This is a genomic window from Streptococcus sp. FSL E2-3488 (assembly GCF_038003585.1).
GTDB lineage: Bacteria > Bacillota > Bacilli > Lactobacillales > Streptococcaceae > Streptococcus > Streptococcus thermophilus.
The window spans coordinates 893,776-911,416 of the sequence record NZ_JBBOPL010000001.1; the positions used below are offsets into that span (position 1 = coordinate 893,776).

Below are 17,641 nucleotides of genomic sequence, written 5' to 3' on the forward strand. Positions count from 1 at the left end.
TGAAGAAGTAGCTAGACTATTTCTTTGCTTTTCCTATTCAGATGGAGGTAATGTTCATGAATAATTTGAAAAAAGTTCTTTTAGCTGGTATTGGTTTGACTGCTATGACAGTAGATAAGGCTGATAGTTTTGTCCAAGAATTGGTTGAAAAGGGCCGTTTGACTGTCGAAGAAGGTAAGGAATTAGAACAAGAGCTAAAACGTCAAAGTAAAGAAGAGTCTCAAGAATTTTTAGCTAAACTTGACGCCAAGAAAACTTCAGTTGAGTATGCGACTAAAGATGATGTGAGACGTCTTGAAGAAAAACTTGATGCTTTGCTCAGTCAGAATAAATAAAATGTAAGGGGACTAAAATGGCAAGTAAACGATTGAGACATGTGTTGAAGGTTTTCTCGTCAGTTGGTCTCCTTTCTTATCGTGAAAAACACCTTCCTCAAGACCAACAAACAACACCTGTCAAGCTCCGTCAAGCTTTCGAGCAATTGGGACCAAGTTTTGTTAAAATTGGGCAAATTCTATCGACACGCTCGGATCTTTTGTCAGAGGCCTATATCCGAGAATTATCAAAACTCCAAAGTAGTGTTCCTCCATTGAATAAAGAGGAGGTCATGACTGCCATTAGGCAAGAATTGCCAACTGATCTTTCTGAGGTTTTCGTCGATTTTTCTAAAGAGCCTCTGGCCTCTGGGTCTGTCGCTCAGACCCATCGAGCAAGGTTGTTGTCTGGTCAGGAAGTGATTATAAAAATTCAGAGACCAGGTATTGATGATATCGTAAACGAAGATATCCAGCTTCTTATTAAGCTTGCACGGCATATACCCAAGCATTTTATCTCCATGGTCGATGTTCAAGAGGTCTTGGAAAATCTGCGTGAAACCCTAATCAAGGAACTTGATTTCAGGAATGAAGCAGAGGCCATGAAACGTTTTAGGGCTAACAATAAGAGAGTGGTTTGTCTGGGTGTTCCAGAGGTTTATGATGAATTCACGACACCTCATCTCATAGTCGAAGAGTACATCAATGGGATTCCGCTTAATCATTATAGTCAGCTGCTTGAAGCTGGTTATGACTTGGAAGATGTAGGCAAGAAGCTTATGCTGTCGTTTATCAAGCAAGTCTTCAAAGATGGTTATTTTCATGGCGATCCTCATCCTGGAAATCTGTTGGTACGCGATGGCAAGATTTATTTCATTGATTTTGGAATTATGGGTGAGTTGGAAGCGGGGATGCGTTCGTCCTTAAATGATATCCTATATAGTTTTACCGCACAAGATGTTGACGGCATGACCAAGGCAATCCTATCAATCACCCAGTTTGATAATGGTCTAAATAGTGCAGTTCTAAGTCAGGATGTGGAGCAGATGCTGGGCCGTTATTCTGGTGTAGACATAGGAAGTTTGTCGATGACAGATTTGCTTGAAGATTTGCTGACTGTTTTCCAGAAGAATCATCTTAAAGCCCCTTCTCAAATCACTATTTTGGAGAAGGCTTCGCTTGAAATTGAAGGTATTTTTCGAGAATTTGCACCAAATATTGATCTTATGACCCTGGCCAAGGATTACTTCCTAGAGAATATGGGGCCGGATATGCTTAAGCAGGCCTTAAATAAAGAGACTATCTTGATTGAGCTCTTTTACCTGCTTCGCAATGGGAAAAATATTCCACACCATCTTCATCAGCTTTTGGAGCTGATTTTAAACGGACGAATCGTGCTTAACCATGATTTTATTAACTTTTCAGGTAGGGTTAAAGTCTTTGAGAAAGTTTTAAATAACATGGTTTTAGCCTTGCTGACATTAGCATTTCTTCTGTCTGGTGCTCTTTTGTCCAATAAATCAGATTTTCAAAATCTTGCTTGGCTTTTTCTTGGACTTGGAACTGTCCTAGCTTTAGTTACTGTAGGTCGTATAATATTTAAGAAAAAAGGATAAGGTATGATTGAAACAACTAGGCCTGAGCTTGTGGCCTATCAAAAAGAGCGTTTAGCTAAATTTGTAAGTGAAAATCAAAAGTTAGACAAGGGCCAAATTGTTTTTGCAGGGGACTCCATCACGGAGTTTTTTGCATTGAAAAAGTACTTAGGTCGAGACTTTCCTTTGGTTAACCGCGGAGTTGCAGGAATAGACTCGGTTTGGCTTTAGAACACCTTAAAGAGCAAATTTTAGATTTGGAACCCAGTAAATTGGTTATCTTGATTGGAATTAATGACATTGGACGAGGTTACCCCATTCAAGATGTTGTTAATCGTATTTCCGATATTATCATGACAATTCGACAAGAATCTCTATATACAGAAATCTATTTGCTAAGTATCTTTCCTGTCAGTGAAAGATTGGAACATGCCTCGAATGTTAAAATTCGAAACAATGCTACTGTAGGTGAACTTAATCAACAACTAGCAGTCCTACCTGGTGTGACTTATGTTGATTTGTTTGATTACCTTACAGATGCTCAAGGACAGTTAAATGCCAACTATACAACTGATGGTTTGCACTTGAATCCACAAGCTTATCAGGTCATAGCAGAACCAATTATAAAGGAGATTTTAGAATGAAGGTAGGCTTAGTCCTCGAAGGCGGTGGTATGCGTGGCTTATACACAGCTGGAGTTTTAGACGCTTTTTTAGAAGCAGGGATTAAGGTGGATGGTGTTGTTTCGGTATCTGCTGGAGCGCTTTTCGGTGTCAATTATCTGTCTAACCAACCCAAAAGAGCTCTTCGCTATAACAAGCGATTCATGGGAGACCGTCGTTACATGAGTTTTTGGTCATGGTTGACAACCGGTAACTTCGTTAATAAGGAGTTCTCCTATTATAAGGTTCCTATGGAGTTAGATGTTTTTGATCAGGACGCTTTTGCTGAGTCGGGTGTTCCCTTCTATGTGGTCGCTACAGATATTAAGACGGGAAAACCAGACTATATTAAGATTGATCATGTCTTTGAGCAGATGGAAGCCCTTCGTGCCAGTTCTGCACTACCTCTGGTTTCTGAAATAGTCGAGTACAAGGGCAAACGCTACATGGATGGTGGTCTGGCTGATAGTCTTCCTATTGATTTCATGGAAAATATGGAATTTGACAAACTTATTGTAGTTTTGACACGTCCTAAGGGTTATCGAAAACATCCTTCTAAAACTAGCAAGCGCATCTACAAACTCTTTTACCGCAAGTATCCTGAATTTGTTGAGGTTGCTTCAAATCGACATATTCACTACAATAAGAGCATTGAGAAGATTGAGACCTTGGAAAAATCTGGAAAAGTCTATGCCATTCGTCCAGAGCATGCGCTTGAAGTTGGTAGATTGGAAAAGGACCCAGAAAAGTTCGAAGCTATTTATCAAGAAGGATTGAAACAAATGCGTAATGATATGACCAATCTCAAAATATTTCTTGGAGATAACTAAAAACGTGCTTTTCTGAGCACGTTTTTCTTAGTTATTCATTTATCGTGCTTGACGACGTTCGTTGAATTTTTGATGTCGCTTTTTTTCATTGTTGAAAATCAGGTAGATAACGTAAATTGGTAACAGGAGGAAGCAGAACAAAGCAAAATTTTTCATAGATGTTTTATGATTACTTGTCTGTTTATTCTTTTGATCAAAAGAATAAAGGAAGAAGCCAGCTTTAGTATCTTTGACTGAGGTTGGTTTGATATTAGGTGATACTGTTTTCAGGCCGTTATCAATGACAATTTGGTCATCTTTTGCAGAGATTTTTGGTTCTTGGCCTTTTTTGACTGTGGCGTAGACATCATTTTCGACATTATATTTTTTACCAGCGATCTCTTGTTCACCTTTGCTAAGGACTTTCTTGTAAGAGAAATCTTTATACATTTTCTTAACCAGAGCATTACCAAAGGTATGGCGGATTTCTTCAACAGTTTGATCCGACCAGTCCCCTGACCCCATGATAATAGCAATCATTCGCTGATTGCCATGCTTGATGGTATCAATATAGAGTTGAAAGCACCTTCTGGGCTAGACCCTGTCTTCGAGCCATCTACCCCCTTGAGACCATAATCAGCACCAGGAATTGAATAGTTGTAGGTTTCAAAAGCTTCTTCGTAAGGTGTTCCCTCTTTAACAGCTACAACAGGTTTGCTAGTGTATTTAAGAATATAAGGATACTTTTTGATAAAGTTATATGTCATGATGACCAAATCACGCGCAGTCGTTTGATTGCTCTGATTGTTATCATAACGCCTCAGGTGCAGCTGTAGTAACCTTTGAAGGCTACCGCAGCTGCACCTGAGGCGTTAAACCATTTGGTATTGGTCATACTTAATTCTTTGGACTTTTCATTCATCATGTCTAGCCATTTATCAGGATCATTATTGGTCAAGTAGTTGGCTAGCATCACAGTTATAATGTTAGAGGATGGCACCGACGTCATGGTAATGAGCTCAGAAACTGTTTAGTCAACACCAGCAACAATCTTGTTATTGGAGATTTCATAAATATCGGCAATAGCTTGGTCTGTAGGAGTAGCTGTAATAACAGTTTCTTCTGAAATTTCTCCTTTGGACATGGTTTCGAAGACCAAATACAGCGTCATAGCCTTAGACATAGAGGCTGGGTCACGAAATTTCATCAGCATTCTCCTCCCAGAGAACATCTCCGGTGGTTCCATCAATTAACAGAGTAGATTTAGGACGATAGGCCTCTGTTGCTTCAGTATAACCAGCAGCGCGTGTAATATCCATTAATTCATCTGCACTAGACAAAGTAGGGCTAGGGCTAGACAAGCTGATAAAAGGATGGAAACAATTTTCTTTTTTAATAATGCGTCTCCTTTATTTTATATGGGTTCTGTCATAGGCGGAACCCAGTTATATACTTAATAGAAATTGCGTATCAATCAAAATTAAAAAACAAATTTAATAGTGATAAATACCTCCATTATACCGTATAAAATACTTAGTTTTCGAAATATTTTATATTTTAATACATTTTTTAGAATCTATAGTGGTTTAAAAATCACATACTTTTGATAACAAAAAAACAAGCTGATTTGCTCGTTACTCTTTATCTTTTATAGCTGTAACTTGATGGTAAATCATAAACCATGTCTCATTTCGGCGCCAGATGCTGGTATGGAAATTTCCTCCCAGTTCGTAACTAATTAATTTAGTTTTTTGACTGATGGACGTCATCTTAAACTTGTCAAAGTTATTGAGAAGCGGTTGATGATTAGCAATGACGTCTTCCCGGTTCTGATGATGGCCGTTTTCATCAATCAAAAAGAAATCGGGTGCTAAGAGGTTTTCGTAGCCTGGAATCTTTGATAAGATAATCTTTTCATTCCGAATGAGTTTGCGAAGGACGTTCCCATAAATTTCGTCTTCAGGAATTGCAGCAGGCTCTACATGGACATCAGTATCATAGACAGAAAAACGCTCACTGAGGATTTCTTCAATTTGTTCCGTAATGGCGTGGCTCTCGTAGACGGAGAGGTCAGGGTTCATTTCAACCACAATATCAAGGTAGATATTACTACCATAGGAACGTCCACGTTGCTTTTTAACTTTGGTAACTTTAGGAATATTCAGAATGGCTTTTTCATAGGCCTTAAGATTTCTCTCATCAAAGCCATCTGACAAGCTGAAGGTTGCTTCCATGAAGATATCATAGGCTGTCTTTAGGATGAAGAAGGTGATGATAATAGCAGTAATATAGTCTATGATGGTAAGGTTGAAGGATGCTGCGACGATGGCAATTGAAGTTCCAATAGAGGTCACGGCATCTGATAGGTTGTCCTTAGCAGCTGCGATAAGGGCACTGGATTTTAGTTTTTTTGCTAACCCTTTGTTATAGAAATAGACTGCACACATGACAATAGCAGAGAGGACTCCGACGGCAGCACCAAGAGGATCGACGACAGTTTCTTCTCTTAAAAAAATCTTTCGGACTGTTTGAATTAGGACTTGGAAGCCTACTACAAACATGATAAAGGAAGTAACTAAACTTGATAAATCTTCAATCTTCCAATGTCCAAACCTATGATCTGAATCAGCTGGCTGACTAGCCAGCTGTAATCCAATGAGTAGGGCGACATTCCCCAAAATATCAGATAAGTTGTTAAAACCATCGGCAATCAATGAGCTGGAGTTTAAAAAATGTCCAGCAATAAGTTTGGCAATGGTAAGAAGTAAGTAGGCTGCAATACTAACGATGGGACCTCGTCTGGCTACCCTTAAATTTTCATACGTCGTCATAGATTTACCTTTTTGTTTAAATACAATAATTTATTATAGCACAAAAGAATAGTTACTTAAAGCCTGTAATACCTTGATGTTAATATGAATCGTCTTTCTTAAAATGAAAATATTGAAGAAACAGCTATCACATACTATTTTTCAGTATTTTCCGAATATTATCTACAAAATGTGGTATAATTTAGTGTGTATAACAGTCTAAAAGAGGTTTTTATGGAACATTCGACATGGCACAGGCTTCTAAAAGAGGAATTGCCTGACCATTATTTTTCAAAGATAAATCAGTTTATGGACAAGGTCTATGAAGAGGGAACAATTTATCCCCCACGAGACAAGGTATTTAATGCTTTGTTAGAGACTCCTTTTGAAGAAGTCCGGGTGGTTATCCTTGGACAGGACCCTTACCATGGTCCTAATCAGGCTCAGGGTTTGTCATTTTCAGTACCTGAGACGATTCCAGCTCCACCTTCTTTGGTTAATATTCTCAAAGAATTGGGGGAGGATCTTGGTCCTAGAAGTCATCATGATTTAACAACTTGGGCCGAGCAAGGAGTGCTATTACTTAATGCCTGTCTGACTGTTCCAGCTGGTCGAGCCAATGGTCATGCTGGTCAGATTTGGGAACCTTTTACAGATGCTGTGATTAAGGTTCTCAATCAAAAGGATACTCCGGTTGTCTTTATACTTTGGGGCGGCTATGCTCGTAAGAAGAAATCACTAGTAACCAATCCTAAGCATGCCATTATTGAGAGTGCTCATCCTAGCCCTTTATCGGCCTATCGCGGTTTTTTTGGCAGCAAGCCTTTTTCAAAAGCCAATGCCTACCTCGTATCTCAAGGACAACCCCCAATTGATTGGTTGAAGTAAAATAGAAAGTTGGAAGATTATGTTACTGATTAAAAATGGTCGTGTTGTTGACCCTAAATCTGGTTTGGACACGCAAGCCGATGTTCTTGTGGATGGAAAAAAAGTCGTTAAAATTGCTGAAAATATCGATGCGGGAGATGCCCAAGTTATCGATGCGACTGGTCTTGTGGTTGCTCCTGGTTTGGTGGATATCCATGTTCACTTCCGTGAGCCAGGTCAAACCCATAAGGAAGACATTCATACGGGTGCCTTGGCAGCGGCTGCAGGTGGTTTTACAACAGTTGTGATGATGGCTAATACGAATCCAACGATTTCAGACAAGGAAACTTTGAAAGAGGTCTTGACTTCAGCAGCTAAGGAAAATATCCATGTTAAGTCTGTTGCGACTATTACAAAGAACTTTGATGGTGAAAATATTACTGATTTCAAGGGTTTGCTTGAAGCAGGTGCTGTTGGATTCTCAGATGACGGTATTCCATTGACCAATGTTGGGATTGTCAAAAAAGCCATGGAGTTAGCTAAAGAGAATAATACCTTTATCAGTCTTCACGAGGAGGATCCTGATCTTAATGGTGTTCTCGGTTTCAATGAAAATATTGCTAAAAAAGAATTTCATATTTGTGGGGCAACTGGCGTAGCTGAGTACAGCATGATTGCGCGTGATGTCATGGTTGCTTATGATACACAAGCACATGTTCATATTCAACACTTGTCAAAAGCTGAATCTGTAAAAGTCGTTGAGTTTGCTCAAAAACTTGGAGCACAAGTCACTGCTGAAGTAGCGCCGCAGCACTTCTCAAAAACTGAAGACCTCTTACTCTCAAAAGGCGCTAATGCCAAGATGAACCCACCACTTCGTTTGGAATCAGACCGTCAAGCCGTTATCGAAGGTTTGAAATCTGGAGTAATCTCAGTCATTGCTACGGACCACGCGCCACACCACGCAGATGAAAAGAATGTGGCTGATGTGACTAAAGCACCATCAGGGATGACTGGTCTGGAAACCTCTCTATCTCTTGGTTTAACTTATTTAGTTGAAGCAGGACATTTAAGTTTGACAGAATTATTGAAATTAATGACAAGCAACCCATCTGATCTTTATGGGTTCGATGCCGGTTATTTGGCTGAAAATGGACCAGCAGATCTTGTTATCTTTGCAGATAAGGAAAAACGTCAGGTTACAGCAGACTTTAAGTCTAAAGCAGCCAATTCACCATTTGTAGGCGAAGAGCTTACGGGCAGTGTTAAATACACTATCTGTGACGGTGAGATTGTTTATCAAGCCTAAATAGTGGATTAGAGCAGGGCACTTCGAGACACTTGGTGTTGCAGCTGCTTTTTTAGTCCTTGAAGGAGCAAAATGATGAAAAAGATACTTAAAGGCCTCGCTAAATATGTTGCTTTTACTATTTTGTTAGCCTGTTTTCTGCCATTGTCTTTACAACACGTTCAAGCTGATGAGGATGAGGTAGAGTATAGTCTGCCTTCCTATGTTGGTCACCTTTCAATTCATGATGATGGTAATGCGACGTTTAGTCAGGAAGTGACTTATGATTTTGATAGTGATTATAAAGGTCAGTATGTAACCTTGGGGAAAATTGGTGGTTATTCTATCATGGATGACCCAAAGGTTTCAGCAACCGTAAATGGGAAAGAAAAAACAGATATTACAGTTGAAAAAACAGACTCTTATGATGGTATTAAACTCAAAGTTTATAATTCAGGTTCAGATGGTGATAGGGTCGTTCTCAAAGTTACTTGGCAAATCCAACAGTTGTTGAATCTATATTCAGATATTGCAGTTTTAAATTGGTTTCCTATCTCTGATTGGGACAAAGGATTTGGACAGGTTGATTTCACAGTTGATGGTCTAGATGCAAGTCAAGGAGAGCTTTACGCTCACGCTGGTTATTTTGGAAAAGACCCACATGTTAAACGTACTGCTACAGGTTATCAGGTTCATGTAGACAATTTACCAGCATCAGGTAAATTGGAATTACATGCCTACTGGCCGATGACTAATACTTTGCGAGAAAATAATCAGGCTTATTTATTAAATAAAACGAATGAGGCAGACTTTCTTAAAAAAGAAAGAAATATCAAGGAATCTAAAGAAAAGTTTCGACATCTATTTTATGTCATCTTGCCACTTGTAATCTTAAGCTTTGTTCTTGTGGGTATTTTCTGTTACCTCATTGTTCTTTATAGTACTAGGACGCCTTCCTTCCCTCGAGATGCACGTCTTTATGAAGCCCCTCAAGATTTAGCACCCTTGGTCCTAGCCAAGAATGTTTATAATCAGTCTTTCGATAAAACAGGACTAAAAGAAGAAACAGGTCCTTTGAAGTTCAAACATATGGTTCAAGCAACCATCCTTGATTTGATTGATAGAGGTTATCTCACCTTTAGGCGAGAAGGTGATAGTAATATTCTTATACGTATTGAAAAGGAAGGTCTCTCTTCATTTGAAGGATCTTTCTTGGATATGTTGTTTGATGGTCGCATGGAAATTAGAGATAGTGAAATGTTCTCGCGCTATTATCTTGATAAAGATGCTCTAGATAAACAATTCAAGAGTGCTAGAACAAGCTATGAGCGTGAAGCTATTCGTTCTCAGGGAAAACGTGTCAAATATCAATTTACTAATGACGGCTATCAGGTAGCAAAAGGTGTAGAAAAAGAGGAATTTGCGCTAGGACTTCCTAAAATTTATAGAGATTTTAGTGCGAAAGAAAAGACATTTAACATATTGGGAGTAGCAGCTTTGGTACTTTCAATGATGCTTTGTAGTCTTTCAACCTTGTTCTTATTTGCTGCCTTTGGATCAGGTCTTGGTTTTTACTATATTCTCGGACTTCTACCTATAGCAGGACTTACCGTTTTATTCTGGTTCTTGGTGAAAAGACGTCGTCAGAGATGTCTTGATGCAACTCAAATTTCAACGTATTACCAGTGGCATAGCTTTAAAAATATGATTAAGAGTATTCCTAGTTTTAAAAAATCCGAACTAGAATCTGTTATCCTTTGGAATCGTATCTTGGTTTATGCGACACTCTATGGACAGGCGAAAAAAGTTAGTGATGTCCTAAAACGTTACAACATCCACCTCAGTAATCCATCTCTAGATGAGTTTACTTATTCTGCGATACCATTTATTATGCTGAATAATGTTAATTATCTAGAATCATATGTTTCTGCCTCAGATACCGTAAGTAGCTTTTCTATCAATTCAAATAGTGGTAGTGGCGGCTTTGGAGGTGGTGGCTTCTCTGGTGGTGGCGGAGGAGGCGGAGGCGGTGCCTTTTAAGACCTGAAAAACAATTACTTAAGTCTTGCCATTAAAGAAAAGGTATATGGGATAAAGAATGCCTCTAGAATGGTATGTCTAAGATTCTTGTGAGAACTAGCTGTTACTAGAAACACAAGAGCAATGAAGCCAGATTTTGGGAATGGGATTCGCAAGAAACTGAAAGCTATAATGCCTAAACCTGTTAAGATGAGAATTCAATATCTCGTCAGCCTTTTCCTAGTTACCTTGAAGATAACAAATTGAAGTATAGGTGCTATTCATGCTGTAAGCCCATGAATCATGGCATCACTCAATATAATAAATACCCTATTTGAGTTTGAGTAAAATCTATCCAATTATAGCATAACGCTTTGAAAAAGAGCATACGAATTGCCTATAAGTGATAAGGATGTAAGGCTTTTCATTTTTTAAGCATATTTCTTGCTCATTAAGTTTTTTTAACCTATCCTATACGTATATAAAAAATTCGATAGAGGAGATCGATATGGTAAAACTTTCTAAAGAGACACATCTTGAGATGTTCACTAAAATGGAACGTATCCGTGAATTCGATTCACGTATTAATAAATTAGTTCGTCGTGGTTTTGTTCAAGGAATGACTCACTTTTCAGTAGGTGAGGAAGCCGCTAACGTTGGAGCTGTCCAACACTTAAGTTATGACGATATCTTCTTTTCAAATCACCGTGGTCATGGACAATCTATTGCTCAGGACATGGATTTGAATAAAATGATGGCAGAGCTTGCTGGTAAGGCAACAGGAGTTTCTAAGGGGCGTGGTGGTTCTATGCACTTGGCTGACTTTGAAAAAGGTAACTATGGTACTAACGGTATCGTTGGTGGTGGTTACGCTCTTGCTGTAGGTGCAGCCCTTACTCAACAGTACAAAGAAACTGGAAATATCGTTGTTGCCTTTTCAGGTGATGGCGCTACTAATGAAGGTTCATTCCATGAGTCAGTCAATATGGCAGCTACTTGGAAATTACCTGTTATCTTCTTCATTATTAATAACCGTTATGGTATCTCAATGGATATTCGTAGAGCTACCAACACTCCTCACTTGTATACACGTGCAGAAGCCTATGGTATTCCTGGATTCTACTGCGAAGATGGTAACGATGTAATGGCTGTATATGATACAATGGGTAAGGCTGTTGACCATGTTCGTGGTGGAAATGGTCCTGCTATTGTTGAAGTTAAATCATACCGTTGGTTTGGTCACTCTACGGCCGATGCGGGTGTTTACCGTACTAAGGAAGAAGTTGACGAGTGGAAGAACAACAACGACCCAATTATTAGATACCGCGACTATCTTGTTTCTGAAAATATCGCAAGTGTGGAAGAGTTAGATGCTATCCAAAGCCAAGTTAAGGCACAGGTTGATGCGGCTTATGAGTTCGCCCAAAATAGCCCAGATCCAGAACTTTCAGTTGCCTTTGAAGATGTATGGGTAGACTAAAGAGAAAGGATGAGTAATACAAGTATGAGTGAAACAAAATTGATGGCCTTGCGTGAGGCAGTAAACCTTGCTATGAGCGAGGAAATGCGTAAAGATCCGGACATCTTCCTTATGGGTGAAGATGTCGGGATCTATGGTGGTGACTTCGGTACATCAGTTGGTATGTTGGCGGAATTTGGTGAAAAACGTGTTAAAGATACACCAATTTCAGAAGCAGCAATTGCTGGTGCAGCCGTGGGTGCTGCTATTACAGGTCTTCGTCCAATCGTTGATTTGACTTTCATGGACTTCATCACTATTGCCCTTGATGCTATCGTTAATAATGGTGCTAAAAACAACTACATGTTTGGTGGTGGTTTAAAGACTCCTGTAACTTTCCGTGTAGCTTCTGGTTCAGGTATCGGATCTGCAGCGCAACACTCACAATCTCTTGAGTCATGGTTGACTCATATTCCAGGGATCAAAGTTGTTGCTCCTGGTAATGCAAACGATGCTAAAGGTCTTTTGAAATCTTCTATTCAGGACAATAACATTGTTATCTTCATGGAACCAAAAGCTCTTTATGGCAAAAAAGAAGAAGTTACACAAGATCCTGATTTCTATATTCCACTTGGAAAAGGTGAAATCAAACGCGAAGGAACTGACCTTACTATTGTCACGTATGGTCGTATGTTGGAACGTGTTCTTAAGGCGGCTGAAGAAGTAGCTGAACAAGGTATTAATGTTGAGGTAGTTGATCCTCGTACTCTCGTTCCACTTGATAAAGAATTGATTTTTGAATCAGTTAAGAAGACTGGAAAACTTATGTTGGTCAATGACGCTTATAAAACAGGTGGCTTCATCGGTGAGATTGCTGCTATGGTTACTGAAAGTGAAGCATTTGATTACCTTGACCACCCAATTGTACGTTTGGCAAGTGAAGATGTGCCTGTACCTTATGCGCGTGTCTTGGAACAAGCGGTTCTTCCAGATGTTGAAAAGATTAAGGCTGCTATTATCAAGATGGCTAATAAAGGAAACTAACTATCTAGCGACGGTTAAGTGATATTTCTCGTTAGTAAAATATATTTCTTGTTTTAACTGTGGGGGTATCGAAAATTATAATTTAATGTTGAAAGGAGAGGGTGAACCAGACGCCTAATTTTCAGTCGCTTTCTGGTCGCTCTTGGGTATCTTATAAATGGCTTTTGAGATTATTATGCCTAAGCTCGGTGTAGACATGCAGGAAGGTGAAATCATCGAGTGGAAAAAACAAGAGGGAGACGTGGTTAATGAGGGAGATATCCTTCTTGAAATCATGTCAGATAAGACAAACATGGAACTTGAAGCAGAAGACTCAGGTGTTCTTTTGAAGATTACCCGTCAAGCTGGTGAAACAGTACCAGTTACTGAGGTGATTGGTTATATCGGAGCTGAAGGAGAAGTTGTGGCTGATAATGCTGCAATCGCACCAGCTGCAGAAGCTGCGCCACAAGTTGAAAAAGTTGCTGATGTGGAAACGCCTGCTGCTAAGCCTCAGCCACAGGTAGCTATTGTTCATGAAGGTGGCAAAATACGCGCGACACCTAAAGCACGTAAAGTGGCACGTGAGATGGGGATTGACATCGCTCAAGTTCTCGGAACTGGGGCAAAAGGGCGTATTCATGCAGATGATGTTGAGAACTTTAAGGGCGCTCAACCTAAGGCAACACCATTGGCTCGCAAGATTGCAGCAGACCTCGATATTGATTTAGCTACCGTATCTGGAACAGGATTTGGTGGTAAGATTACTAAGGAAGATATTCTTGCAATCAGTGCTCCAGCACAAGTTAAGGTGGCTGCAGCCGCACCTGCGGTTGAAGCTAAACCTGAAAAAGTCTTGCCAGAAGGTGTGGAAGTCATTCCGATGTCTGCTATGCGTAAGGCTATTTCTAAGGGAATGACGCACTCATACTTGACTGCACCAACATTTACTCTTAACCATGATGTGGACATGACTAACCTTATAGCTCTTCGTAAGCAAGTTCTTGATCCAATCATGAATAAGACTGGTATGAAGGTGACCTTCACTGATTTGATTGGTTTGGCAGTTGTGCGTACCCTTATGAAAGAGGAACACCGTTACCTCAATGCATCCTTGATTAATGATGCACAAAATATCGAATTACACAAATTTGTTAATCTTGGTATTGCAGTTGGTCTAGATGATGGCTTGGTTGTACCAGTCGTTCATGGTGCTGATAAGATGAGTTTGTCTGACTTTGTGGTGGCCTCTAAGGATGTCATCAAAAAAGCTCAGGCTGGTAAATTGAAGGCGGCAGAAATGTCAGGTTCTACTTTCTCTATTACTAACTTGGGAATGTTTGGAACCAAGTCATTCAATCCAATCATTAATCAACCTAACTCAGCTATCCTTGGTGTTTCAGCAACTATTCAAACACCGGTTGTTGTTGATGGTGAAGTTGTCGTGCGGCCAATCATGGGTCTTTGCTTGACTATTGACCACCGTATTGTTGATGGTATGAATGGTGCTAAATTCATGGTTGATTTAAAGCATTTGCTTGAAAATCCAATGGAATTGTTGATTTAAGAAAAATATCTAAAAACTGAAGTTTTAAATAGAAAGGAGAGAGCGAACCATAGGGTTTAACTGAACCCGAGCGGAAAGCTTGGAAAATAAACCGTCCGTCTACGCCAGCAGGCTGACGTGCCGGGCACCTAATTTTCAGTCGCTTTCTGGTCGCTCTTGGTATCTTATAAATGGCTTTTGAGATTATTATGCCTAAGCTCGGTGTTGATATGCAGGAAGGTGAAATCATTGAGTGGAAAAAACAAGAGGGAGACGTGGTTAATGAGGGAGATATCCTTCTTGAAATCATGTCAGATAAGACAAACATGGAACTTGAAGCAGAAGACTCAGGTGTTCTTTTGAAGATTACCCGTCAAGCTGGTGAAACAGTACCAGTTACTGAGGTGATTGGTTATATCGGAGCTGAAGGAGAAGTTGTGGCTGATAATTCTACAAGCGCACCAGCTGCAGAAGCAACTGCTCAATTGGAAGCGGCTGGGCTTGAAGTCCCTAAAGCTCCATCTCAACCATCTCCAGCGACAGCAGAAAAAGCAGCCCTTGCTGATAACGAATATGATATCGTTGTTGTTGGTGGTGGTCCAGCTGGTTACTATGCAGCCATCCGTGGAGCACAACTTGGCGGTAAGGTTGCCATCGTTGAAAAATCAGAATTTGGTGGAACATGTTTGAATAAGGGATGTATCCCAACTAAGACCTACCTTAAAAACGCAGAAATCCTTGATGGACTTAAAATTGCAGCAGGTCGTGGTATCAACCTAGCATCAACAAACTACACCATCGATATGGATAAGACGGTTGACTTTAAAAACTCTGTTGTTAAGACCCTTACTGGTGGTGTGCAAGGTCTTTTGAAAGCTAATAAGGTAACTATTTTCAATGGTCTTGGTCAAGTTAACCCTGATAAGACTGTCACTATTGGCTCAGAAACAATCAAGGGACGTAACATCATCCTTGCAACTGGATCAAAAGTATCACGTATTGATATCCCTGGAATCGATTCACAACTTGTGATGACATCAGATGATATTCTTGATTTGCGTGAATTGCCTAAATCACTTGCTGTTATGGGTGGTGGTGTCGTTGGTATCGAGCTTGGTCTTGTTTATGCTTCATACGGCGTTGACGTAACAGTTGTAGAGATGGCTGATCGTATCATACCTGCTATGGATAAAGAAGTGTCACTTGAGCTTCAAAAAATCCTTTCTAAGAAGGGTATGAAGATTATGACATCTGTTGGTGTTTCTGAAATTGTTGAAGGCAATAACCAATTAACACTTAAACTCAATAATGGCGAAGAGATTGTGGCTGAACGTGCCCTTCTATCAATCGGGCGTGTGCCACAATTGAACGGTCTTGAAAATCTTAACCTTGAGCTCGACCGTGGCCGTATCAAAGTAAATGAATACCAAGAAACTTCTATCCCTGGTATTTACGCCCCTGGTGATGTAAACGGAACTAAGATGCTTGCTCACGCTGCTTACCGTATGGGTGAAGTAGCAGCCGAAAATGCTATGCATGGTAATGTCCGTAAGGCACACCTTGATTATACACCAGCGGCAGTTTACACCCACCCAGAGGTAGCAATGTGTGGTCTAACTGAAGAAGATGCACGCGCTAAATATGGTGATGTTCTCATTGGTAAATCAAGCTTTGCTGGGAATGGACGTGCTATCGCCTCAAATGAAGCTCATGGCTTTGTTAAAGTCGTTGCGGATGCGAAATACCATGAAATCCTTGGAGTTCACATTATTGGTCCGGCTGCTGCTGAGTTGATTAACGAAGCAGCAACTATTATGGAAAATGAACTGACTGTAGATGAACTCTTGCAATCTATCCATGGTCACCCAACTTTCTCTGAAAATATGTATGAGGCTTTTGCTGATGTACTTGGAGAAGCTGTTCATAACCTACCAAAACGTAAATAAGATAAATTAAATTCTCGGACAGGTGTTTGAGGATTTTTTCTTTTGTCACACATTTTCATATTCAGCTAAATCTCGTAAAATTCTTTTCATTTTTAGTATTAAATACGAATAGGTAGTTAAAGGGTTTTCAAATAAGATAAATCGCAATTTTACTAGCGTTTAGAATTTTATAATGTTTCTGTCTTATTTAGAAAATTTTCAATAATGACTTTTCCATGAGAGTTTTTCTATGGTAGAATGGTTAAAGCATTATAAAAATGCAAAAGGAAAGTTAAATGCGAACGAAAGATTTTATCTACTATGATAGTGCGGCTGTTCTCTTGGCTGTCACAACACAGGTTGCTCAAGCAGACGAAGTGGCGACACAAACGCCTTCCGTTACTGAAGGAAATCATTGTCAACCTGCGGCTACAAGTAAAGTGGCAAAAGCTAGTTCTCCAGCGGTATCTACGGTCTCCTGCTTCACAGAGTTCCGAGGCTGCAACGGCATCAACTTTAGTAATATCTTCAGTTGTTAGTTCAGAAAGTGCAACAGTTTCTACAAGTGCGACAAATTCTGAAACATCAAACAGCACTGTAGCAACACCTGCTAAATTAACGAATTCTACAGATGTTCCTTCGCCAACACTTAAGGTGCAACCAAAGACTTTTATCGATGTCAGCAGCCATAATGGTGAAATCAGTGTAGATGACTATCGTGCTCTTGCATGCCAAGGTGTGGGTGGTGTCGTTGTCAAGTTGATTGAGGACACTTGGTACAACAACCCTAAAGCACCCTCACAAGTTCGCAATGCTCAAATTGCTGGTCTTCAAGTATCAACCTATCATTTTTCTCGATACACAACTGAGGAAGAAGCACGTGCAGAAGCTCGTTTCTACATCCAAGCTGCACAAAAACTGAACCTTCCAAAGAGTACTGTTATGGTTAATGATTTCGAAGACTCTAAGATGCTTTATAATATCAACCGTAACACTCAAGCTTGGGTTAACGAAATGCGTAAGCATGGATATAACAACTTGATGTTCTACACAAGTGCCAGCTGGTTGGAGGAGAACAATCTAGGCTACCGCGACCCTGTCTCAACCTCTCAATTTGGGATTGAGAATTTCTGAGTTGCACAGTACCCATCATCAACTCTTACAGCAACAAGTGCCAAAAACATGTGCTTTAATGCCAAAACTGGTGCATGGCAGTTTTCAGCTACGGCTAATCTCTTGCCAGGTAAACATGTCTTTGACCATAGCGTGGACTATACAGAACGTTTCACCGCAAGTGCCAGTGCTGAGGTTGATGCCACTCAAG

At 40.0% G+C, this 17,641-nt stretch carries 13 protein-coding genes and 2 pseudogenes; 13 read left to right on the forward strand and 2 right to left on the reverse strand.

Translation table 11 applies throughout. The annotated features are described in order from the left end of the window. The first annotated feature begins 56 nt into the window (after positions 1-56). From MHH90_RS04725 to MHH90_RS04740, 4 genes and pseudogenes are all read left to right on the forward strand, one after another. A complete protein-coding gene (locus MHH90_RS04725; RefSeq protein ID WP_011681159.1) occupies positions 57-335 on the forward strand; it encodes a phasin family protein in 279 nt (92 codons plus the stop codon). 17 nt (positions 336-352) lie between these two features. Beyond that, on the forward strand, positions 353-1,930 hold the full coding sequence (locus MHH90_RS04730) for an ABC1 kinase family protein (RefSeq protein ID WP_113870352.1): 1,578 nt from the start codon (positions 353-355) through the stop codon (positions 1,928-1,930). 3 nt (positions 1,931-1,933) lie between these two features. Beyond that, a pseudogene (locus tag MHH90_RS04735) lies at positions 1,934-2,553 on the forward strand (SGNH/GDSL hydrolase family protein). Further along, positions 2,550-3,401 (forward strand): patatin-like phospholipase family protein, encoded by an 852-nt coding sequence (locus MHH90_RS04740; RefSeq protein WP_014608321.1) that lies wholly within the window; start codon positions 2,550-2,552, stop codon positions 3,399-3,401. The pseudogene MHH90_RS04735 and the gene MHH90_RS04740 overlap by 4 nt, the downstream one beginning before the upstream one ends. A 39-nt stretch (positions 3,402-3,440) precedes the next feature. Here the strand turns inward: MHH90_RS04740 and MHH90_RS04745 are convergent. Together MHH90_RS04745 and MHH90_RS04750 are read right to left on the reverse strand one after the other, a co-directional pair. Then, positions 3,441-4,764: pseudogene (locus tag MHH90_RS04745) on the reverse strand (D-alanyl-D-alanine carboxypeptidase family protein). Between the two features lie 250 nt (positions 4,765-5,014). Then, entirely contained in the window at positions 5,015-6,211 is a 1,197-nt protein-coding gene (locus MHH90_RS04750; RefSeq protein WP_014621600.1) for a cation diffusion facilitator family transporter, read from the reverse strand. Positions 6,212-6,424: 213 nt separating this feature from the next. On the opposite strand from MHH90_RS04750, the gene MHH90_RS04755 reads away from it, so the two are divergent. The 9 genes from MHH90_RS04755 (at position 6,425) to MHH90_RS10240 (ending at position 17,451) form a co-directional block, all read left to right on the forward strand. Further along, on the forward strand, positions 6,425-7,078 hold the full coding sequence (locus tag MHH90_RS04755; RefSeq protein ID WP_014608320.1) for a uracil-DNA glycosylase: 654 nt from the start codon (positions 6,425-6,427) through the stop codon (positions 7,076-7,078). Positions 7,079-7,097: 19 nt separating this feature from the next. Then, complete coding sequence (locus tag MHH90_RS04760) at positions 7,098-8,366, forward strand: dihydroorotase (RefSeq protein WP_014621598.1); 1,269 nt, start codon at positions 7,098-7,100, stop codon at positions 8,364-8,366. Positions 8,367-8,441: 75 nt separating this feature from the next. Beyond that, positions 8,442-10,385, forward strand: a complete 1,944-nt coding sequence (locus MHH90_RS04765; protein ID WP_340725917.1) for a DUF2207 domain-containing protein — start codon at positions 8,442-8,444, stop codon at positions 10,383-10,385. 487 nt (positions 10,386-10,872) lie between these two features. After that, positions 10,873-11,844 (forward strand): thiamine pyrophosphate-dependent dehydrogenase E1 component subunit alpha, encoded by a 972-nt coding sequence (locus MHH90_RS04770; protein WP_023909664.1) that lies wholly within the window; start codon positions 10,873-10,875, stop codon positions 11,842-11,844. A gap of 24 nt (positions 11,845-11,868) precedes the next feature. Next, positions 11,869-12,867 carry an alpha-ketoacid dehydrogenase subunit beta gene (locus tag MHH90_RS04775; protein ID WP_002950819.1) on the forward strand — a complete coding sequence of 333 codons (999 nt, stop codon included), beginning with the start codon at positions 11,869-11,871 and terminating at the stop codon, positions 12,865-12,867. Between the two features lie 157 nt (positions 12,868-13,024). Continuing rightward, the gene (locus tag MHH90_RS04780; RefSeq protein ID WP_084828823.1) at positions 13,025-14,413 is read left to right on the forward strand and encodes a dihydrolipoamide acetyltransferase; all 1,389 of its coding nucleotides are present in this window, start codon (positions 13,025-13,027) and stop codon (positions 14,411-14,413) included. 170 nt (positions 14,414-14,583) lie between these two features. After that, complete coding sequence (gene lpdA, locus MHH90_RS04785; protein ID WP_084830641.1) at positions 14,584-16,338, forward strand: dihydrolipoyl dehydrogenase; 1,755 nt, start codon at positions 14,584-14,586, stop codon at positions 16,336-16,338. Between the two features lie 275 nt (positions 16,339-16,613). Further along, positions 16,614-16,856 (forward strand): hypothetical protein, encoded by a 243-nt coding sequence (locus MHH90_RS10235; RefSeq protein WP_014621592.1) that lies wholly within the window; start codon positions 16,614-16,616, stop codon positions 16,854-16,856. Positions 16,857-16,971: 115 nt separating this feature from the next. Next, positions 16,972-17,451 carry a GH25 family lysozyme gene (locus tag MHH90_RS10240; protein ID WP_041827343.1) on the forward strand — a complete coding sequence of 160 codons (480 nt, stop codon included), beginning with the start codon at positions 16,972-16,974 and terminating at the stop codon, positions 17,449-17,451. The last annotated feature ends 190 nt before the right edge of the window (positions 17,452-17,641 follow it).